This is a genomic window from Psychromonas aquatilis (assembly GCF_038155185.1).
In the GTDB taxonomy this organism is placed as follows: Bacteria; Pseudomonadota; Gammaproteobacteria; order Enterobacterales; family Psychromonadaceae; genus Psychromonas; species Psychromonas aquatilis.
In genome coordinates this window covers 1-21833 of the sequence record NZ_JBAKAZ010000027.1, presented here as the reverse complement: position 1 = coordinate 21833, position 21833 = coordinate 1, and the positions used below count along the sequence as shown (strand labels likewise).

22 protein-coding genes are annotated in these 21833 nt (G+C 36.7%); 18 read left to right on the top strand and 4 right to left on the bottom strand.

Going from position 1 to position 21833, the window contains the following annotated elements; translation table 11 throughout:
- Positions 1-3: 3 nt before the first annotated feature.
- Entirely contained in the window at positions 4-969 is a 966-nt protein-coding gene (rlmF, locus tag V6256_RS08610) for a 23S rRNA (adenine(1618)-N(6))-methyltransferase RlmF (protein WP_341597780.1), read from the top strand.
- 88 nt (positions 970-1057) lie between these two features.
- On the opposite strand, the gene V6256_RS08605 is transcribed toward rlmF, so the two are convergent.
- On the bottom strand, positions 1058-1636 hold the full coding sequence (locus V6256_RS08605; protein ID WP_341597778.1) for an acetate uptake transporter: 579 nt from the start codon (positions 1634-1636) through the stop codon (positions 1058-1060).
- Between the two features lie 269 nt (positions 1637-1905).
- Between V6256_RS08605 and V6256_RS08600 the strand changes: the two genes are divergently transcribed.
- The 7 genes from V6256_RS08600 (at position 1906) to V6256_RS08570 (ending at position 7766) form a co-directional block, all read left to right on the top strand.
- Positions 1906-2673 (top strand): ABC transporter ATP-binding protein, encoded by a 768-nt coding sequence (locus V6256_RS08600; protein ID WP_341597776.1) that lies wholly within the window; start codon positions 1906-1908, stop codon positions 2671-2673.
- A 71-nt stretch (positions 2674-2744) separates the two neighbouring features.
- The gene (locus V6256_RS08595) at positions 2745-3518 is read left to right on the top strand and encodes an ABC transporter substrate-binding protein (RefSeq protein ID WP_341597774.1); all 774 of its coding nucleotides are present in this window, start codon (positions 2745-2747) and stop codon (positions 3516-3518) included.
- Positions 3519-3808: 290 nt separating this feature from the next.
- Entirely contained in the window at positions 3809-4549 is a 741-nt protein-coding gene (locus V6256_RS08590; protein WP_341597772.1) for an ABC transporter permease, read from the top strand.
- 2 nt (positions 4550-4551) lie between these two features.
- The gene (locus tag V6256_RS08585; RefSeq protein WP_341597770.1) at positions 4552-5223 is read left to right on the top strand and encodes an ABC transporter permease; all 672 of its coding nucleotides are present in this window, start codon (positions 4552-4554) and stop codon (positions 5221-5223) included.
- Positions 5224-5324: 101 nt separating this feature from the next.
- Positions 5325-6317 (top strand): YheT family hydrolase, encoded by a 993-nt coding sequence (locus V6256_RS08580; protein ID WP_341597768.1) that lies wholly within the window; start codon positions 5325-5327, stop codon positions 6315-6317.
- Positions 6318-6523: 206 nt separating this feature from the next.
- Positions 6524-7288, top strand: coding sequence for a uridine phosphorylase (udp, locus tag V6256_RS08575; RefSeq protein ID WP_341597766.1), 765 nt, complete (start codon positions 6524-6526; stop codon positions 7286-7288).
- Between the two features lie 70 nt (positions 7289-7358).
- Entirely contained in the window at positions 7359-7766 is a 408-nt protein-coding gene (locus tag V6256_RS08570; protein ID WP_424141055.1) for a cytidine deaminase, read from the top strand.
- A gap of 43 nt (positions 7767-7809) precedes the next feature.
- Here the strand turns inward: V6256_RS08570 and V6256_RS08565 are convergent, their stop codons facing one another.
- Positions 7810-9171 carry a hypothetical protein gene (locus V6256_RS08565; RefSeq protein ID WP_341597764.1) on the bottom strand — a complete coding sequence of 454 codons (1362 nt, stop codon included), beginning with the start codon at positions 9169-9171 and terminating at the stop codon, positions 7810-7812.
- A 164-nt stretch (positions 9172-9335) separates the two neighbouring features.
- Between V6256_RS08565 and V6256_RS08560 the strand changes: the two genes are divergently transcribed.
- The 10 genes from V6256_RS08560 (at position 9336) to V6256_RS08515 (ending at position 18692) form a co-directional block, all read left to right on the top strand.
- Complete coding sequence (locus V6256_RS08560; RefSeq protein ID WP_341597762.1) at positions 9336-9506, top strand: XapX domain-containing protein; 171 nt, start codon at positions 9336-9338, stop codon at positions 9504-9506.
- A 92-nt stretch (positions 9507-9598) separates the two neighbouring features.
- Positions 9599-10549: a transaldolase gene (gene tal / locus V6256_RS08555; RefSeq protein WP_341597760.1), complete on the top strand. Its 951-nt coding sequence runs from the start codon at positions 9599-9601 to the stop codon at positions 10547-10549.
- A 126-nt stretch (positions 10550-10675) separates the two neighbouring features.
- Complete coding sequence (locus tag V6256_RS08550; RefSeq protein ID WP_341597758.1) at positions 10676-11935, top strand: NupC/NupG family nucleoside CNT transporter; 1260 nt, start codon at positions 10676-10678, stop codon at positions 11933-11935.
- 125 nt (positions 11936-12060) lie between these two features.
- Entirely contained in the window at positions 12061-12834 is a 774-nt protein-coding gene (deoC, locus tag V6256_RS08545) for a deoxyribose-phosphate aldolase (RefSeq protein WP_341597756.1), read from the top strand.
- Positions 12835-14082 carry a phosphopentomutase gene (locus V6256_RS08540; RefSeq protein ID WP_341597754.1) on the top strand — a complete coding sequence of 416 codons (1248 nt, stop codon included), beginning with the start codon at positions 12835-12837 and terminating at the stop codon, positions 14080-14082. It abuts the gene before it with no gap.
- 16 nt (positions 14083-14098) lie between these two features.
- Positions 14099-14809 carry a purine-nucleoside phosphorylase gene (gene deoD / locus V6256_RS08535; RefSeq protein ID WP_341597753.1) on the top strand — a complete coding sequence of 237 codons (711 nt, stop codon included), beginning with the start codon at positions 14099-14101 and terminating at the stop codon, positions 14807-14809.
- A gap of 152 nt (positions 14810-14961) precedes the next feature.
- Positions 14962-15759, top strand: a complete 798-nt coding sequence (locus tag V6256_RS08530) for a nucleoside-specific channel-forming Tsx family protein (protein WP_341597751.1) — start codon at positions 14962-14964, stop codon at positions 15757-15759.
- Positions 15760-15923: 164 nt separating this feature from the next.
- Entirely contained in the window at positions 15924-17258 is a 1335-nt protein-coding gene (gene deoA / locus V6256_RS08525) for a thymidine phosphorylase (protein ID WP_424141057.1), read from the top strand.
- 97 nt (positions 17259-17355) lie between these two features.
- The gene (gene add, locus V6256_RS08520; RefSeq protein ID WP_341597748.1) at positions 17356-18357 is read left to right on the top strand and encodes an adenosine deaminase; all 1002 of its coding nucleotides are present in this window, start codon (positions 17356-17358) and stop codon (positions 18355-18357) included.
- A 119-nt stretch (positions 18358-18476) separates the two neighbouring features.
- Entirely contained in the window at positions 18477-18692 is a 216-nt protein-coding gene (locus V6256_RS08515) for a TIGR02450 family Trp-rich protein (RefSeq protein WP_341597746.1), read from the top strand.
- A 457-nt stretch (positions 18693-19149) separates the two neighbouring features.
- Here V6256_RS08515 and V6256_RS08510 read toward each other — a convergent pair whose 3' ends face one another.
- Together V6256_RS08510 and V6256_RS08505 are read right to left on the bottom strand one after the other, a co-directional pair.
- The gene (locus V6256_RS08510) at positions 19150-19869 is read right to left on the bottom strand and encodes a metal-dependent hydrolase (RefSeq protein ID WP_341597744.1); all 720 of its coding nucleotides are present in this window, start codon (positions 19867-19869) and stop codon (positions 19150-19152) included.
- 526 nt (positions 19870-20395) lie between these two features.
- On the bottom strand, positions 20396-21730 hold the full coding sequence (locus V6256_RS08505; protein ID WP_341597742.1) for a DUF2254 domain-containing protein: 1335 nt from the start codon (positions 21728-21730) through the stop codon (positions 20396-20398).
- Positions 21731-21833 lie beyond the last annotated feature (103 nt).

The following is a 21833-nucleotide window of genomic DNA, read 5'->3' as shown; positions in this document are numbered from 1 at the left end:
ATAATGAATAAAGCTAAGTTTAAAAAAGGGCAATTACACCCACGTAATAAACATCAAGGTCGTTATGATTTTCCTGCTTTAGTTCAAGCATGTCCTGAGCTGTCGAAGTATTTAGTGTTAACGCCAAGAGGTGAAGATAGCATTAATTTTAGCGATCCTAAGTCAGTGATGCTGCTCAATAAAGCATTATTAGCCTATTTTTATCAGATTGACTTTTGGCAAATCCCAGCGGGATATTTATGTCCACCTATTCCAGGAAGAGTGGATTACATTCATTATCTTGCAGATTTATTAGCTGGTAGTGTTGAATCTGGTTTGCTCACAGGCAGTCAAATAAAGGGGTTAGATATTGGTTGTGGTGCAAATTGTATTTATCCTATCTTAGGGGCCCGTAGTTATGATTGGTCCTTTGTTGGAGCTGATATCGATGCGCTTGCCGTTAAAACTGCGCGCTTATTAGTAAGCTCAAATGTAAATCTGAGAAACAAAGTGAGTATCCGTGAGCAGAAAGAAAAAGATAATATATTTACGGGCTTAGTAACAAAAAATGACCGCTTTGCTTTTTCTATGTGTAACCCTCCTTTTCATGCTTCTATGGAAGAGGCTGCGTCCGGGACACAATTAAAATTAAAGAATTTAAATAAAAAAGCAAAGCCAGCTGAGACCAATCATAAAACGGATAAAGTGACGCTTAACTTTGCGGGTCAGGCGCATGAATTGAGTTGTGCTGGTGGAGAGATTCAATTTGTGAAACAAATGATCAAAGAGAGTTTATTGTTTAAACAACAAATTTGTTGGTTTACTTGTTTAATCTCTAAAAGCGCTAATCTTGCTCCGCTTAAACAGCTATTGGAGAAGCAAAATGTCCAGCAACTGAAAGTGGTAGAAATGGCTCAAGGGCAAAAGATAAGTCGCTTTATTGCTTGGACTTACTTAGATCAGCAGCAACAAAAAGATTTTTTTGCTTAATTTTTCTTTAATAAGGTATGTTACTGAAGGTGCAGTATACAGACAAAAAAACGAGCTAAAAAGCTCGTTTTTTATTAATTGTAAGTTGTTATTTTTCGCCGATAGGCAATACAGTGCGGCCAAACTGCTCATTGATGACTTCTGCCATTGCTAAGTAGATAGCACTTAAACCACAGATAATGCCTTCGTAACCAGCAATTTTTTTAATTAATGCTGAATGCGTAATATCACCCAATGCTAATAAGAAAAATAATACGGTTAGGCTAGCAAAGATAAACTGTAATACACGATTACCGCGCAATGTACCAATGAACATAAAGCCTGTGAAAATCCCCCACATGATTAAGTAACAAGCCATAAACGCATTTGAAGTTGCTTGAGTAGGGCCTGTTTCTAAACCAAGTTCAGGTAATAAAAGTAAAACCACCAGGCTTATCCAAAAAAATCCGTATGACGTAAATGCAGTTAAACCAAAAGTATTTCCTTTTTTAAACTCTAAAATACCTGCAATAACTTGAGCAGCTCCTCCGTAGCATAATCCCATGGCCAAAATCATGGCACTGATTGGAAAAAAACCAGCATTATGGATGTTTAGTAGGACGGTTGTCATGCCAAAGCCCATTAAACCTAATGGAGCGGGATTGGCATAATTATTTAATTGTGACACGATATTTCCTTTTATTTGATTAAGATAAGTAATGGCGGTGGAAAATAGCATGAGCGGGGTTATTGTAAAGGAATATGTTTTAAATCACGCATAGAATTGTTTTTAATCAATTCTATAGGGAATATTTAATTCACTATATTTTTATAAAAAATAAAAAATTAAGCTATTGTACATTTTGTTTTGTTGGTGCATTGTTAAGGATTATAAAATTATTATTCATAAACTAAAGATCATAAGCGATTAACTGCTTATTAATGATGGCAATGACAATGAAAGCACCTACACTCTCGATAAAAAATCTGCACAAGTCTTTTGCTGATAATCATGTTTTGAAAGGAATTGATCTTGAAGCGCATAAAGGGGATGTTATCTCCATTTTAGGCTCTTCAGGATCTGGGAAAAGTACCTTATTACGCTGTGTTAATTTATTGGATATCCCTAGTTCAGGCGAGATTCTAGTAAATGGTGAATTAATTCAGATGAGGAAAGATAAAAAGCACGGTATTGTACCTGCCTCAATCCAGCAAGTTGAACGTATACGTAGTCGCCTAGCAATGGTATTTCAAAGCTTCAACCTTTGGTCTCATTTGTCGGTGATTGAAAATGTTATCGAAGCACCTGTACATGTATTAGGTGTACCTAAAAAAGAGGCGATTGTTAAAGCAGAAGCTTTATTGCAACGTGTTGGACTTTACGAACGTAAAGATTATTACCCAGGACAACTCTCCGGTGGTCAGCAACAACGCGTGGCAATTGCACGTGCTTTGGCTGTTGAGCCGGAAGTCATGTTATTTGATGAGCCAACATCGGCTCTCGACCCTGAATTAGTTGGGGAAGTGCTCAATGTAATGCGAGACCTAGCTGAAGAAGGTCGTACTATGTTAGTGGTCACGCATGAAATGGCTTTTGCCAGAGATGTTTCTAATAAAGTTTTATTTTTACATGAAGGTTTAGTTGAAGAGGAAGGAAAACCAGAAATTATTTTTGAAAACCCTTCATCTGAACGTTTTAAACAGTTTATTTCTACGGTTTATTAGTTAGCAACTTAATTAACAAACTGTAATTACATTAATACAATTAGTTATTTATCATAAAATAAGGAAATACAATGAAAAAACTTAGCTTATTAATCGCCCTATGCGCTTTTGCCTTTAACTCAGCTCAAGCCAAGGAATGGAAAGATATCCGTATTGGTGTTGAAGGTGCTTACCCTCCATTTAGTAAAACAGAAGAAGATGGTTCTGTTACTGGTTTTGACATTGATATTGCCAATGCATTATGTGCAGAACTAGAAGCTAAATGTACGTTGGTTAAACAGGATTGGGATGGGATTATTCCTGCCTTAAAAGCACGTAAATTTGATGCGATTATTGCGACAATGGACATTACAGAAGAGCGTAAGAAACAAGTTGCTTTCACTAATAAATACCAGCATATCCCAGCACGTTTTGTTGCTAAGAAAGGCACTGCCTACGAGGGAACGGAAGAGTTCATGAAAGGTAAAAAAGTAGGTGTGCAACGTGCAACTACAATGGACTTATATATTTCTGATAACTTCCCTTCTGCTGAAATTAAACGTTACGGTTCAGCTGATGAAGCTTATTTAGATTTAATTGCTGGCCGTGTTGATTATGTAATGGCTGATTCTGCTGCTATTACTGATGGTTTATTATCAAAAAAAGACGGGGATAAATTTGAGTTTGTTGGCCCTAAATTAAATGACCCTAAATGGTTTGGTGAAGGTGCAGGTATTGCTGTTCGTAAAGAAAATAAAGATTTACAAGAGCAATTAAATAAAGCAATTGCAGCGATCCGTGCAGATGGTACTTACAAAACGATTCAAGATAAGTACTTCACTTTTGATGTTTACGGTCAAGAATAAGTTGTATATGACTGTTAACGCTATGCTTTAGACTAACAGTCATAATAGGGCGCTTTACTTGATAGTGATCAGTAAAGCGCTGTTTTTTTAAAGTAGTAAATCTACTTATTTGTTTTAACTACTCACTAAATTTCATCTATCACTTTTATATAAATGAAATAAGTCAATTCCGAATGTAAGTTGCTTTAAATAATTATTTTTATCAAAGCCGACATAACAGAAAATATTTATTTTAAGTAATCACCTTAGTTAGCTCATTTGCAGGTTAACTAAAATTAAAAGAAGTTAATATGTTCGATTTATATGGATATCAAGAAATATTTTTGGAAGGAGCCTGGCTAACACTGCAAGTTGCATTGTTATCTTTATTGCTGGCCATTTTTTTAGGGTTAATCGCTGCCCTTGCCAAAATCTCTCACTCTACAATTTTAAAAAGTCTCGCGACACTATATACCACCATTATACGTGGTATCCCTGATCTTATTTTAATGTTATTAATCTTTTTTGGCGGTCAAATGCTGATTAATAACTTGAGTTATAACTTAAATGAATGGATCAATGAAACCATGACACAGTATTATCCAAGTCATGAGTGGACATCTTATTTGCCTGATTATATCGATATCAGCCCTTATTTCGCGGGTATTGTGACCATTGGTTTTATTTTCGGGGCTTATATGGCAGAAACGTTCCGAGGTGCAATTCAATCTGTAGATAAGGGACAGTTAGAGGCTGCTACTGCTTATGGAATGAATAAATATAAGCGCTTTACGCGTGTTATGTTCCCACAGATGATGCGTCATGCTTTGCCTGGTTTAGGTAATAACTGGTTAGTTTTATTAAAAACAACGGCATTAGTCTCTGTTATAGGGTTACAAGATATGGTGAAAATTGCGGGTGATGCATCGGGTTCTACGCAAAAACCATTCACTTTTTATTTGGTAGTTGCATTAGTTTTTCTCTTCTATACAGCCATTTCTTCCGTTGTGCTTAATTGGGCAGAACGTCGATACAGTATCCAAACGAGGTAAATATGGATTTTTCAATTATTATAAATGAATACCCATTTTACTTAAGTGGTTTATGGACGACAACTTGGTTAGTCGCTACTTCGTTATTGATCGGTTTGTTGATTGCTATTCCCGCAGGGCTTTTACAAGATCATTCTTGGTGGATTATTAAGTGGCCAATCCGCGCTTATATGTACTTTTTTCGAGGCTCACCTTTATTAGTACAATTGTTCTTAATTTATTACGGTGCTGCTCAATTCGAATCTTTACGTGAAACATGGGCATGGGAGTTCTTACAGGAAGCGTGGTTTTGTGCTTTGCTAGCCTTTACTTTGAATACGGGTGCTTACACTGCTGAGATTGTTCGTGGTGTCGTTGCAACGGTTCCTGAGGGCGAAGTTGAAGCTGCAAAAGCGTACGGAATGAATCGTTGGAAAACCTTAAAACGTATCATTTTACCTAATGCTTTACGCCGTGCGTTGCCTGCCTATAGTAATGAAATTATTTTTATGATCCATGGTAGTGCTGTTGCTGGTATCGTCACTATTGTTGATATTACTGGTGCTGCTAGGGTTGTCAATGCGCGTTATTATGCGCCTTTTGAAGCGTATTTAGCTGCCGCTTTGTTATATATGTGCTTAACATTTACTGTTATTTATTTATTTAAGCTATGGGAAAAAAGTTACCAACATTAAAAGTCGCGCTATTAAATGAGTGTTTTGATGATTCATGACACTCATTTCCTGAAGCGCATCTTTGTCTATTCAGTTTTATTTACTTATTAAGTTGAGCTTTAATGAAGTCATTTACTCCTCCTAAAGGACTTAAAAATAAACACCTCCAATCGATTTTATCCAGTACAGGCCCTCGTCAATTTTTTGAGAAAAGGCGTTGTAAAGCACTAATTAATTCATCAATACCTGAAATTATCGTCACCCCTCAAAATATTAAATTAGCTGGCTGTTTATCAAAAACAACTAAGCCACGTAAAGGGATCGCCATTCTCTTGCATGGTTGGGAAGGCTGCACTGAGTCCCTGTATATGTTATCAACCGGACAAGCTTTTTTAGATGATGGCTATGATGTATTTCGTTTAAATTTTCGAGACCATGGTGGAACCCAACATTTAAATGAAGGGTTATTCAACTCTATGTTGTTGGAAGAGGTACTAGAAGCGGTTAAATACTTAGCGGCTAAGTATGGCGGTCAACATAATGTGTTATGCGGTTATTCGTTAGGTGGTAATTTTTGTTTACGTATTGCCAACTTAGCGGTAGCGAAAGAACTCAACATTGACCAGGCGATTGCTGTTTGCCCTTTATTAGATCCGCCAACGACAATGGAAGCATTAAGTAATGGCTTGTTTATTTACGAGCAGTACTTTGTTAAAAGATGGAAAAGCTCATTATCAAGGAAGCTTAACTATCACTCATACTTGGATTACAAAGGTAAACTTAACGAATTAAAGTCATTACAGCAGATGAATGATTTTTTTATTGTTAATTACACTGAGTTCAACACAGTTAATGAATATCTGAAGGCTTATTCATTACTTGGGGATACATTACAAACATTAAGCATACCAACTACGATCATTTCGACTGAAGATGACCCAATGATCCCTGCTTCACAATTAAGTCAGCTATACCCATCTCCTTTCTTATCATTTGACTTACAAGCGAGTGGTGGTCACTGTGCTTTTATTAAAAACTGGAAGTTAGAAAGTTGGGTGAACGAGCGAATTATTTATCATGTCCAACAACAATTTATAGCCAGTGAAGACTTTTAAACCACATATTTTGTGTATGAACTTATTGTGTTCATTCTTTTGATCATTGTATCGATCTAGATCTCACTTTATTAGTGAGTTACTCCATAGACTGATTGCCTATTCACAATAAGTTTTTAGCTAAGCGTATTCGTTTTGTTTAAAAATTTATAAACTAACAATTTAAAACGACGATACAGTATTACCGTTTATCAAGGAGAAAGTTTATGTCTGATGTATTTCACTTAGGTTTAACAAAAGCGATGTTAGACGGTGCAACTTTAGCAATTACACCAGGAGACCCTGAGCGTGTTAAGCGTATTGCTGAACTAATGGATAATGCTACTTTTTTAGCAAGCCATCGAGAATACACAGTATATTTAGCCTATATAGAAGGCCTGCCGGTTGTAGTTTGTTCTACCGGTATTGGCGGACCTTCAACGTCCATTGCGGTGGAGGAGCTTGCACAGTTAGGTGTACGTACTTTTTTACGTATCGGTACGACGGGAGCGATACAACCGCATGTGAATGTGGGTGATGTTATTGTGACACAAGGATCGGTACGTTTAGATGGTGCGAGTTTACATTTTGCGCCAATGGAATATCCAGCAGTAGCCGATTTTGCTGCAACGACTGCAATTGTAGCAGCTTGTCGCGAAACAGGTATTGAACCACATGTTGGAATAACAGCCTCGAGCGATACTTTTTACCCAGGACAAGAGCGATACGATACGGTTTCAGGGAGAGTAACACGCCAGTTTAAAGGGTCTATGCAAGAGTGGCAGGATCTTGGGGTGCTAAATTATGAAATGGAATCGTCAACTCTGTTTACTATGTGTGCATCACAAGGGTGGGCTGCAGCTTGTGTCGCAGGCGTTATCGTAAATCGTACTCAGCAAGAAATTCCAGATGAAGCGACGATGAAAAAAACCGAGTCAAATGCGATTGCTATTGTCGTTGCTGCTGCTAAGCAGTTATTACAAACGGCTTAGTTTTTATAATAGTAAACTTATTTTACAAGCGACTTATATAAACAGACTTCTTTTAAAAGAGAATATAAAAATGAAAAAGAATTACTTTAGTGAATTAGAAAAGCTATTAGATAATAGCTCAGCTCCCTATTCAGGGTTTAGTGTTGCCTCTATTGTTGTGTGTAAAGATGGGCGTGAATTTAAAGGTGTTAATGTTGAATCTGCAGCTTACCCAACGACAATCTGTGCTGAGCGTAATGCTATTTTTACCGCTGTAGCGGAAGGGATTGCTAAGGGCGATATTGAATCGGTTCATATTGCAGCACGTAATGCGGAAGGGCTTTTAGTGACCGCTCATCCATGTGGTTCTTGCCGACAGGTAATTGCAGAGCAATCAATGAATGATTGTGTTGTTTATAGCTACCAGTCTGCTCAGGATTATACTGAAAATGCCATTGCTACTTTATTACCTTTTGCCTTTTTAGGTGAAGAGTTATAATTTTTAATGGGCTAATTAAAGGTTAACCACTATTCGTTAGCCTTTAATATAAGTGATCGGTTAAATGGATTGCTTCATCTAATAATTCCATTGGCGTTAAAGTATGCTCACTTAAGGCCAGTGCCATTGCTGTACTTTTTCCTTCACGCTGCTGGCAAAAATTAAATAAAACACGCAGAATCTCTGAAAAATTGGCAATGGTATTAAAACTATTTAAGCCTTTATTAAGGTGTTTTTCTAAATAATTATAATAACACTTCAGGTTGTCAGTTTGCTTTAAATCGAAAGCGGGTGCGTCATCCAATACTTTAGTAATAGGGCTATAAGCACCTAACTTAAAGCTAAACCATCTGTCATTCCACCATCCTATTTTTGTATTATTCAATATTTTTTGAGTATTAGAAAAAGGTAAATAATAAAACACATCTGCTCGTGCTTCTTTTATCTCTGGTGAAGCAGACATTAATGCCGCCGCTCTGATACTACTTTCTAATTCAATATAATGGCGGTATCGTTGGCTTTGTTTAACAAACCCTCTTAATAGCGAAAAATGCACATAAACAAGTTTATTTGGGTAAACAAGGTTGCAATGCTTGATCGGCTTTAATTCACCAATCAGTAAGCATTCAAAGTGTTTTCGTTGCAAGGTCTGTTGATAATGATAAGTCAGTTTATCCTGGACATTATCAGCTGGGGTATCCTTTATAATAGTATCTTCCTTACTATTATAAATATCTTGTGGAGGAAGGCTTTGTTTAGTGAGGTTTGTTGATTGTAATAAAATATAACCACTATTAGCTTCAGATGTCATTAACGTATAAAAGCCACGTTGATGATTTAAGTGTATTATTTTTCCTTCAGTCTGTAAGCCAATATAATCTCTTGGTATTTTATCTTGCTCTTTTAGGCGACTATAGTTGGTTAATAAAATCGCCAACTTTTCCAGGTAAAAATAATATAAGCGACTCGATAAGCCTGTTTTCTTTATCGCATTATTAATATCTAGGTTATCAACAATAGTACTTAAAACACTTCGCATAGCGTCTATGTTTTTATGCTTTCCTAAGCTATAAATTCGCTCACAGCTATTACATTTTAATCTTTGTGTACCTGCAGGCGTGAAACCATGTAGCTGTGCTGTATTTTTTTCATTAAAGAAAAAGTAGCGATAACAATGCTTACAATGTGTAATTTTTCTAGAAAAGTGAAACGATAGTTTTTCTTCAATTAAATTTGCTATTAATTCATTGTTAACCCAAGGTGGGTTACTACCACAAGCTTTACACTCTAATGATAGAAAACCTAAGCGCTTACTTTTATAGATATAATCTTCACTTTCTACCACCCCAAAGTTTTTGCAACTTACTGTTTTGCAAGAGTTAAAGTCTTTTCTTAATGAAAACATGTTATCGCCTAGTCAGGAAGTTTATGTGTCCAGATAGCATAAACCACATATTTTGTTAGTGCCAGTAAATGTAAAGGTTGCAAAGTTAATTGTAGAGAGCTAGGTCACGTTTTAATACAGCACTAATGCCTAATATTTGCTCATTGATAAACAAGGATACAAATATGCAAGAAGTAATTTTAGCGCTAATCGCAGGGCTTGTTGTTGGATTAATATTTGCTTTTTTGAAGCTTCCATTACCTGCTCCACCTGTTTTGTCAGGTATAATGGGAATTGTTGGTGTTTATATGGGGGGCATGCTTTACCAACAGTATATTGCTCCGCTATTTTCATAAGTCGTTATCGTAGGCATTGGGCAGATTTCCTGCGTAGATTAAAGCATTAGAATTACTCATTACAAATTTAGTAACAAGGATTAGGAATAACAATGAAAAGTAAATTAGAGCAGTTACGTGAGATGACAACAGTGGTGGCAGATACCGGTGATATTGAAGCAATTAAGCAATATCAACCAGAAGATGCAACAACCAATCCATCGCTTATTCTAAAAGCAGCATCGATTGAAGCTTATGCTGAGTTAATGACAAGTGCAATTGATTATGCAAAACAACAAAGCGACAACAAGCAACAGCAAGTTGAAATCGCTTGCGATATGTTAGCGGTTAACATTGGTAAAGAAATTTTAAAAACCATTCCTGGTCGTATTTCTACTGAAGTTGATGCGCGCCTTTCATACGATACAGAGGCAAGTCTGATCAAGGCTCGTCAGCTAATCAAAATGTATAATGATGCAGGAATAAGCAATGATCGTATTTTAATTAAGCTAGCAGCAACATGGAATGGTATTCAAGCAGCTAAAGTTCTTGAAAAAGAGGGTATTAACTGTAATCTCACGCTGCTTTTTTCATTCGCTCAAGCGCAAGCATGTGCAGAAGCTGATGTGTTTTTAATTTCACCGTTTGTTGGTCGTATTATGGACTGGTATAAAGCGAAACAAGGTGTTGATTTTTGTGCATCTGAAGACCCGGGTGTTTTATCGGTTACTAATATTTATAACTACTATAAAGAGCATGGTTATAAAACAGTGGTAATGGGTGCTAGCTTTCGTAATACAGGAGAAATACTTGAACTTGCTGGTTGTGACCGATTAACCATTAGTCCGCAACTATTACAAGAGTTAAAAGATTCTGAAGGTATTGTCGAAACTAAGCTAGTTGACAAAGGGGAAGTGAAATCGAGACCAATTGCTTTAACTGAGTCACAATTCTTATGGGAACATAATCAAGATGCGATGGCAGTTGAAAAGTTAGCAGAGGGTATTCGTAATTTTGCAATTGATCAAAATAAATTAGAAACCATGATTATGGAAAAATTATAAAACTTAATTTACGTAATGGGATAATTTCAACGTTATTTCAATAAATGTACTTGTCGTCAGGGTACAACAATATGAATGGTGACAGTATTGTCACCAAGCCCAACAGGGTATTAAACGGAGTAAAATATGGAAATCATTATGGGTTTAGTGGGTATTGTCAGCCTACTATTAATTGCTTTTATCTTTTCTAAGGATAAAAAGTCCATTAACTATCGAACAGTAGGTGGTGCCTTTGCAATACAAGCTATCATACCTGCTCTCGTTATTTTTACCCCTTGGGGTGTTTCTTTTCTGCAAGCAATTACAGAGGGAGTACAAGGAGTTATCAATAGCGCAAATGCAGGGGTAAGCTTTTTATTTGGCGGCCTAGTTTCTGGGAAGATGTTCGAAGTATTTGGTGGTGGTGGCTTTGTCTTTGCTTTTAAAGTATTGCCTATCATTATTTTCTTTGCATCATTTATGGCGGTCTTATATTACTTAGGAATAATGCAATTTATCATCAAAATCTTTGGTGGTGCATTACACAAGTTATTAGGTACCAGCAGAACTGAGTCTATGTCAGCTGCAGCAAATGTGTTTGTTGGCCAAACAGAAGCGCCATTAGTGGTTAAGCCGTACATTAAATATATGACACGTTCTGAGTTATTTGCTGTGATGTGTGGTGGTTTAGCATCTGTTGCTGGTTCTGTTTTAGTTGGTTACGCATCTTTAGGCGTTAGCCTTGAGTATTTAATCGCTGCATCTTTCATGGCGGCACCTGGTGGATTATTAATGGCTAAAATATTAGAGCCAGAAACTGAAAAAGCCAAAGAGATCACTGCTGAAGAGCTAGCCGCTGCTGAGGAAGAAGAAGATAAACCTGTTAATGTTATTGATGCTGCTGCATCAGGTGCTTCATCAGGTCTTAAGCTTGCCTTAAATGTAGGTGCTATGTTAATTGCATTCATTGCCTTAATTGCGCTTATCAACTCTTTATTAGGGACGTTTGGCGGTTGGGTTGGTTTAGAAGCATTAACGCTAGAGCAAATCTTAGGTTACTTATTTGCACCTGTTGCTTTCTTGATTGGTATCCCATGGTCTGAAGCGGTTAGTGCGGGTAGTTTATTAGGTCAAAAACTCGTTGTGAATGAATTTGTTGCTTACATCAACTTCATTGGCATTAAAGAAGCGATGAGTGAACATTCTCAAGTGATCATTACTGTTGCGTTATGTGGCTTTGCTAACTTATCGTCAATGGCAATCTTATTAGGTGGACTAGGCGTATTATCTCCATCACGTCGTCCTGATATCGCTCGTTTAGGTTTAAAAGCGGTAATGGCTGGTACATTATCTAACTTAATGAGTGCAACCTTAGTAGGTATCTTCTTTGCATTAAGCATTATGTAATATAAATACCCTTTTATTGAGGCACTAAAATTGGTGCCTCAATAATGAATTTTAGGCGTTACCTTTTATGTTGAGTATCGACATAAATGTTAAAACTTAAATACATACAACCAAAGGATCTTCGAATGAGTGATTTACAAAAAGCGGCAAGCCTTGCTGTTACGTTAATGGATCTAACGACATTGAATGATGATGATACTGATCAAAAGGTAATTCAGTTATGCCATGACGCGAAATCACAAGCGGGCAATACTGCAGCCGTCTGTATCTATCCTCGTTTTATTCCAGTTGCGCGTAAAACACTAAAAGAAATTGGTGCAACAGAAGTCAAAATTGCAACAGTGACTAACTTCCCACATGGTGGAGATGATCTTGAGATAGCTTTTGCTGAAACTAAAGCCGCTGTAGCTTATGGCGCAGATGAAGTGGATGTGGTTTTTCCGTATAAAGCATTAATTGCTGGCAATGAGGGCATTGGCGCAAAATTAGTAGCGGGTTGTAAAGCTATTTGTGGTGATGCGGTTTTATTAAAAGTTATCATTGAAACAGGTGAACTGAAAACAGACGCATTAATCACAAGAGCAAGTCAAATTTGTATTGAAGCGGGCGCTGACTTTATCAAAACATCAACGGGTAAAGTACCGGTTAATGCAACACCAGAAGCGACTAAGTTAATGTTAGATGCGATTAAAGCCTCAGGTAAAAAAGTAGGCTTTAAAGCGGCTGGTGGTGTTAAAAATGCTCAGGTTGCTAGTGATTATATGCAAATTGCACGTGATGTCATGGGCAATGATTGGGTAAACTCAGATAATTTCCGTTTTGGTGCTTCTAGCTTGTTAGCGAGCCTATTATCTGAAATTAATTTAGCAGAGAAACCAACTGAAACAGGAGGTTACTAGATGAAACGTACTATTTTCTTATTACTTGACTCATTAGGAATAGGGGCTAGCCATGATGCTGATAAATTTGAAAGCAGCTTAGCAGACGGCACAACCTTTAATGATGTTGGTGCAAATACCCTGGGTAGCATTGCTAAGTTATGTGCTGCAGGGCAAGCAGATATCGGACGAAAAGGTCCTTTGTTTATCCCTAATTTAACTAAGTTAGGATTAGCACATGCTTGTAAAGGTAGCACTGGTGAATACCCAATGGGCTTAGATGAATCAATTGAGCCTATTTCAGCCTATGGCCATGCTCAAGAGATCTCAACTGGTAAAGATACGCCTAGCGGACACTGGGAAATTACAGGTGCTCCTGTTTTATATGAATGGGGATACTTTAAAGAAAAACAGAATAGCTTTCCAAAAGCACTATTAGATCAGATTGTTGAGCGTACAGGTATTTCGGGCTACTTAGGGAACTGTCATTCATCGGGAACGGTTATTTTAGATGAGTTAGGTGAAGAACATATTAAAACAGGTAAGCCTATTTTTTACACTTCAAGTGACAGTGTGTTTCAAATTGCATGTCACGAAGAAACTTATGGTGTAGAAAAGCTTTATGCTCTTTGTGAGACTGTGCGTGAACTATTAGAGCCTTACAATATTGGTCGTGTTATTGCTCGTCCATTTATTGGTGATGCACCTGGTAACTTTGCTCGTACAGGTAATCGCCATGATTATTCTGTATTACCACCAACCAAAACACTGCTTGACCGCATGCAAGAAAGCGGCGGAGAAGTTGTTAGTATCGGCAAAATATCAGATATTTTTGCTGCTCAGGGTATTACACAGGCGATTAAAGCAACCGGCTTAGAAGCTTTATTTGATGCAACATTACAATCATTAAAAGACGCTAAGAAAGAAACGATTATTTTTACTAACTTCGTTAATTTTGATGCTGACTTTGGTCATCGCCGTGATGTCGCAGGTTATGCTGCTGCGCTTGAGTACTTCGATACTCGTTTACCAGAGCTACTTGCAGTATTAGAAGAGGATGATTTGTTAGTGCTGTCAGCTGACCATGGTTGTGACCCAACCTGGCCTGGTTCAGATCATACTCGAGAGCATATCCCTGTTATTTTTTATGGGGAAGGTGTACCTGCAGGCTCTGTTGGATTACGTGAAACATTTGCTGATATTGGTCAAACCATAGCAGAACATCAACAATTACCGGATCTAGAATACGGTATAAGTATTTTTAAATAATTAATGGAGAAGTAAGATGGCAACACCTCATATCAATGCAGAAAATGGTGATTTTGCAGAAACAGTATTATTACCTGGGGATCCTTTACGTGCAAAATATATTGCAGATAACTTCCTAGAAGATGTTGTACAAGTAACAGACGTACGTAACATGCTAGGTTTTACTGGTACTTACAAAGGTAAAAGAATATCAGTAATGGGTAGCGGAATGGGGATCCCGTCTTGTTCTATCTACGCAACTGAGTTAATTAAAGACTACGGCGTGAAAAACTTAATTCGTGTTGGTAGTTGTGGCGCAGTAAGCCGTGATATCAAAGTACGTGATGTGATCATCGGTATGGGTGCGTCGACGGATTCAAAAGCAAACCGTATTCGCTTTGCTAACCATGACTTTGCAGCTATTGCTAATTACGAGTTATTAGAAAAAGCCGTAAACTCAGCGAAAGCACATGGTATCAAAGCACAAGTAGGTAATATTTTTTCTGCTGATACATTCTATACACCAGAGCCAGAAGTTTTTGATGTGTTAGAAAAATACAACATTCTAGGTGTGGAAATGGAAGCAGCTGGTTTATATGGTGTTGCTGCTGAATACGGCGCTAAAGCGTTATGTATTTTAACTGTATCTGACCACATTCGTACAGGTGAGAACCTGCCTTCGGATGAGCGTCAAAACAGCTTTAATGAAATGATTTTAATCGCACTTGATTCTGTTATTGCAGAGTAAAGTACGATGACGAAAAGTCCTACTATCTTTTTTGATAGTAGGCAGGCTGCCTATCACTAGCCAATAATAATTAAGGTGTTAGCAGTTATCTATTTGACGTTACATATAATACTGACGAGAAAGTATTTTTTACAATTAAAAAGGAATTTATCATGAAAAAAACATTACTTGCATTAAGTCTAGCTTCTGCCGCAATACCAGCTGTCGCAGCAGATTACAGCGATGGCGATACGCATAAAAATGACTTTAAATGGATGCAAGCAAATCTGATGTATGCTGTGAATGAGTTACCTGGGGAATCTGACCATGACTATTTAGAGCTTGAATTTGGTGGCCGTGCAGGAATATTAGATTACTACGGTTATGCTGATGTATTTAATTTAACAAATAGTGACTCTTCAGATAAATCAGGACAAGATAAAATCTTTATTAAATTTGCACCACGTATTTCATTAGATGGTTTAACGGGTAAAGATTTATCATTTGGTCCTGTTCAAGAATTATATTTTGCTACTTTATTTAACTGGAGTGGTGGTTCTAGCGCTGATTCAGTAAACAACTCTTTTTGGGGGCTTGGTTCTGATGTGATGGTTCCTTGGTTAGGTAAAGTTGGTTTAAACTTTTACGGTTTATATGATTTAAATGAAAAAGATTGGAACGGTTACCAAATTTCTACTAACTGGTTTAAACCATTCCACTTTTTCTCGAATGGTAGTTTCTTATCATACCAAGGGTATATCGATTACCAATTTGGTGTAGATGATGACTTTGGCGCGCTTTACACAAGTAATGGTGGAACGATGTACAATGGTATTTATTGGCATTCAGATCATTTCTCTGTGGGTTATGGTTTAAAAGGCTTTAAAGATATATATGCACTTAAAGACGGCGGCCTAGCTGGTAAAACAACAGGCTTTGGTCATTACTTTGCAGTGACATATAAGTTCTAAGCTTATTTAAATACGCTTAATTATAAAATGACTAGGTTATTGGTTATCTAGTCATTTTTACTTTTAGTAGCAATCAATACTGAGTTTTTTGTAAATAGATAGCATTATATTTACAAAGTACTTAGCCAATCCTCATATTCCCTCTATTTACGGAGTCATACATGATCCTTGTTCCTCAAGAAATTATTCGTCATAAACGTGATGGGAAAGTATTAACAGCGCAAGAAATCAACTTTTTTATTCAGGGCATTACCGATAACAGTATCAGTGAAAGTCAAATAGCCGCTTTTGCGATGGCTATTTATTTCCAAGATATGAATATGGAAGAGCGTGTATTAATTGCCTCTGCCATGAGAGACTCTGGTGAAGTCTTGGATTGGTCTTCATTAAACTTAAATGGCCCAATTGTTGATAAGCACTCAACGGGTGGTGTAGGTGATGTAACATCATTAATGTTAGGTCCAATGGTTGCTGCTTGCGGTGGTTACGTGCCTATGATTTCAGGGCGTGGGTTAGGACATACCGGTGGCACCTTAGATAAATTAGATGCTATTCCCGGTTATCAAACCACAGTCAGCAACGATCATTTCAGAAAAGTGGTGCAAGAGGCTGGGGTTGCGATTATTGGGCAAAGTGCCAATTTAGCTCCTGCGGATAAGCGTTTTTATGCAACACGTGACATTACTGCAACCGTTGAATCAATTCCATTGATCACCGCTTCTATTTTATCTAAAAAACTTGCTGCAGGATTGGATGCCTTAGTGATGGATGTAAAGGCCGGCAGCGGGGCATTTATGCCGACTTATCAGCAATCACAAGCCTTAGCTAAGAGTATTGTTGCGGTAGCAAATGGTGCAGGGTGTAAAACATCGGCATTAATCACCAATATGGACCAAGTCCTAGCAAGTAGCGCTGGTAATGCAGTAGAGGTACGTGAGGCGGTACGATTTTTAACTGGTGAGTATGTTAATCCAAGGTTACACGAAGTGACCATGGCATTATGTGCAGAAATGTTAGTATCAGCAAACTTAGCTGACAATACTCAACAAGCACTGGTTCAATTACAAGCCGTGTTAGATAATGGTAAAGCTGCTGAAACCTTTGGTAAAATGGTGAGTGGTTTAGGCGGACCAGCTGACTTTGTAGAAAAGCATGAGCAACATTTACCCAAAGCTGCACTGATTAAACCGGTTTATGCCACTGAAAGTGGTTACATCAATCATATTGATGCGCGAGATATTGGGATGTCAGTCGTTAATATGGGTGGTGGTCGCCGTGTTTCTAGTGATAGCATTAATTATGCTGTAGGCCTAAGTGAATTGGTTAGTATTGGTGACAAGCTAGACAAAGGCTCTCCAGTGGCGATGGTGCACGCGCAAACGGAACAGCAATTTAAAGAGACAGAGAAAACGATTTTAAGCGCTATTCATTGCACGCCAGAGAAAGCAGCAGCGGAACCACAGGTTTATGAAACATTCCGCCATCAAGTAAATAGCTAAAAAATTTAGCGAAATAATTAAATGTGTAAGGAGTGAACCTATTACGCATTTATCATGTATTAAATATTCAAACAGTTTCAAGACAAAGGAATAACAAATGATTACTAAAAACCTACCTTTAACCGATATTCATCGTCATTTAGACGGTAATATCCGCATTGAAACGATTTTAGAATTAGGTCAAAAGTTTAATTTAGCATTACCAGCAACGGATAAAGAAACATTACGTCCTTTTGTACAAGTTGTTGAAACACAGCCTGACTTAATGGCTTTTCTATCAAAATTGGATTGGGGGGTTGCTGTATTAGGTGATTTAGATGCATGTTATCAGGTGGCGTATGAAAATGTAGAGGACGCTAAAAATGCATTAATTGATTATACGGAATTACGTTTTTCACCATATTACATGGCAATGAAACATAACTTACCTGTACAAGGTGTGGTAGAAGCAGTTGTTGCTGGTGTTGCAGCAGGTAGCCGTGACTTTAATGTTAAAACCAATTTAATTGGGATCATGAGCCGTACTTTCGGTGTAAAAGCATGTCAATTAGAGCTGGATGGACTGCTTAGCCAAAAACAGAAGTTAGTGGCTATTGATCTAGCTGGTGATGAGCTTGGCCAACCTGGAGAGCAATTTACAGAGCACTTCAAGCAAGTGAGAAAAGCTGATTTACGTGTCACGGTTCATGCTGGCGAAGCTGCAGGCTCTGAAAGTATATGGCAAGCGATTCAAACATTAGGTGCTGTGCGTATTGGCCACGGTGTAAAAGCACTTTCTGATGCAAAATTAATGGATTATTTAGCGGATAATAAAATTGGTATTGAGTCTTGTATTACCTCTAATATTCAAACAAGTACGGTGGCTGATATCACTAATCACCCGATTAAAACATTCCTTAATCACGGCATAATGGCTTCAATTAATACTGATGATCCAGCTGTGGAAGGAATCGAATTACCTTATGAGTACGAGGTCGCTGCGGGTAAAGCTGGTCTTACATTAGCGCAAATAAAACAAGCACAAATTAATGGTTTAGAGATGTCATTTTTATCTGATTCAGAGAAGAAGGCATTAAAAGAGTTAGCGCTTAATCGTTAAACTGGCTTGCTAGTTTAAACTTAGGATTATTGGTACGGTTAAACTATTAATTTTTAACGTTATTAAATGTTTAAAGCGCTTTGATTAGCGCTTTGTTATTTATATTATGGTGGTTATAAATGAATAAAATAAACCCTAAAAAATTACTAAAAAGTAAATGGACTGCTGTTAAATCGATTAATAAAGAAAAGCATTTTTTAGTGACAGAAGTTGAGTTTGATGAGGAAGGGGTTGTTGTTTTATGTATTTTAGAAGCGATTATTTCTCATAGAGCGACAAGCATTGATTGGTCTGATCTAAAAGATACAACACAATGGATACAAGGTTGGAAGTAAAGCTTTGGTTTAATATTAACCAATGATTCTCATCTAAATTGCCATTTAAAAAAGCTTTTCTGCAAATAATGCAGGTAAGCTTTTTACAAGGTTTACTTCTCTAAGCATATTTTTTGCACTTCTAAAAACAACTTTCTATACATAGATTCTATATTATCGACACCTACACAGCAGACTTCTGTACTTAGCCTACGATCTAAGGCGTCTCATTTCTGGCTATTTTTTTAATAAAAAGCCAGTCAAGAGCTCTTGGTAATGTATTTTTATACCAATTATATTAAATAAGTGATCTAAATTTTACGCAGAAAAAATGACTTAGTTTAAGGCGTAATTTGAGTTAAATAGTTGTTCTATTTGCGAAAATTACAACGAAGAAATAAGTTATTTTAGCAAGTAAAATAGATCAGTTAATTAGTGTGATTGGTATTATCATTGACTCGATACCTTATATAACTTGTTAAAAGTTAATTAAGTTGATAGAGCGAAATTGGAAGGTTGACCAATCACTTAATAGTTTAATGACCTCATTGATAGGGGGCGCAATATAGATCAGCCCAATAACAGCAATAAGAGTAACGAGACTGAGCAGTTTATTATCCCATTCAACTACCTTTAGAGCAGTACCAAATGAACGCTTAATCCTTACATTACTCAAGTCAACGCTATAGAGCTCATCTAATAGGAGATGCACTAAGCCACCTAATAAAACAAAACCACCACAAAGCCAGGAAAAGGCAGCAGAATCAATAATAACTTGGTTATTCAATTTCCAAGTGACTTGGGTAGTGAGTAAGGCACTAAATAATAAAAACAATAAAGAGTGACAACTACCTCGGTGTACTGTTATTTTTTCAAAAATAGGGCGGAGAATATATTTCATAAAAGCAAAGACTAATAATGGAGTAAAAATAAGCTCTATAAAACTAACATGAATAAGCGGATTACTTGTTATGTAGCGTAAAGCGAAAAATGCACAGCTAAAGGCGAATAAATTAAAGATGGTATTCAATGAGGTAGAGTTATCTGAGTCAATATCAGGTAATAAACCACCAATAGAGCCTAGAAACCATAACCATAGTGCATCGTTTAAATTAATATGATTGGCTGTTAATAAACTTGCGGAACTAATGCCGGTGACGATCACTGCGGTATTAAGGTGTGTACTAAAATTTGCCATTATTGTTCTTATTATTTAAAAAGTGACGTATTCTACCAATGGTCAAGACAGCGATTCAATAGCGGATTTTACTTTAATATCAAGTAGTCTCATAGTGGCCTATGCATAATACTGAGTCGTTAAATTTAAAAGCGGTGTGCGTGTGATGAGTTTGTCACTTATGAAGATTCGTCATCGATATTTCATTTGCAGCTTAGCCATTGTAGATTCATCGTTAAAGTTTAAGGGCGAGGGATCTTAATACCAATCACACTAATTAACTGATCTATTTTACTTGTTAAAATAACTTATTTCTTCGTTGTAATTTTCGCAAATAGAACAACTATTTAACTCAAATTATGCCTTGAACTCAGTTATTTTTCCTGCGCAAAATTTAGATCACTTATTTAATATAATTGGTATAACTACATCAAAACGAATATTTAAAAGTATATAAGCGCTAAGGACTACCCCCTATATACTTTAAGATAATTGAATTACACGCCGTATCTTTATAATGTCGGAGTAAGCTTACTATTAATTGCCTTTATAGAGATGGGCTAAGCTTAGTTAAAATAGACGTTATTTTATGGTTGATTTGGTTTAAATCTTCTTCAGCTAAAGATTGTTTATTTTGTTGTTCTTTGATCATCTTCGTTTGACGGATAACAAAATTTTGTTGCTCAGCATTACATGAGAAATACATTAGCTGACTTAATGAATCTAATAACTTAAGAGTGACGACTGCATTATTATTAGCTTCTTGCCTTATTTGGGTAAAGGCTGCTTCAGCAATATATTCGAATTTTAAAACTTTATTATCTAATCTTAAGATACCTTCTTTATCAAAGTATTGTTTTTCAGGGAAGGCTCTTTTAGTTAATGCACATAAGGTTGAATTTAATTTATCGATACAGGTAATCGCTGTGTAAGGGTCATTAATACCAGGAGAAAGAGCACGAAGCGCTATTTCTACTAATTGATGAACTGCAAATTCAGGGTCTTGCACTGGCGTTCTATAGGCCCCTAAAGTGATTAATGCCAATACCTCTGCATCTCTGTCTTTATTAATTTTTGTATCTGCATGTATGATTGCTATTGCAGTCCCCTTGAGAACAAAGTCTCCGGGTTTAAAACAGCACTCTATAAAGACTTGTTTGTTAGTCGCAAGTGTTAATAAACCTTCGAGGTCAACCGTTTGGATATAACCACTACACTTTGAAATGACATTTAATTGATGATCATGTACGGTAATTCGGGCATTTGAGTTAGCATGTTCAGCCTCTTTATGAGGCACTGAAATAGAAGGGAATAAGGTTTCAATATGATTTTGTAACTCTAAATATACATCTTCAATAACAACGTCAGCTTGAATGGATTTGGCGATATGATGAATAAAATAAATAAGTACACCGACACTGATCCCAGTCATGATGATGGTGATAATAACTGTTAGAACAGGTTTAAAGTCATAAGGTGATTGAAAACTAATGGCGCAAAAAATGAGGATGCAAAATAAAAAGTTTGAGATAAAAGCACCTAGTACAAGCTGTGTCCCCTTATCCATCATGAAGTTACGCAATAAGCGTGGGCCAAATTGTGAAGATGCTAAAGTCAAAGACACTACTGTGATAGAGAATACAATACTGGTTACAGTAATCATTGCTCCAGCGATTATGCCTAATAGCGAGCGAATAGCATCAATATCCATTTGATTAATTAATGGAAGCGGTGTGTCCATATTGTTAATAAAAAACGCATCAATATAAATAGATATAATAGCGAGTAGAATAGAAGATAGAACCATAATGCTTGGCACAAACCAAAAACTAGTACGTGCTTTATCTATGGCTAAAGCATATTTTGTAAAGTTAAGCTTCACGTTAGATTCCTTTCTTAATTAAACATTATGATTTGAGAGTCTATAATCCTAATAATACCAATCACACTAATTAACTGATCTATTTTACTTGTTAAAATAACTT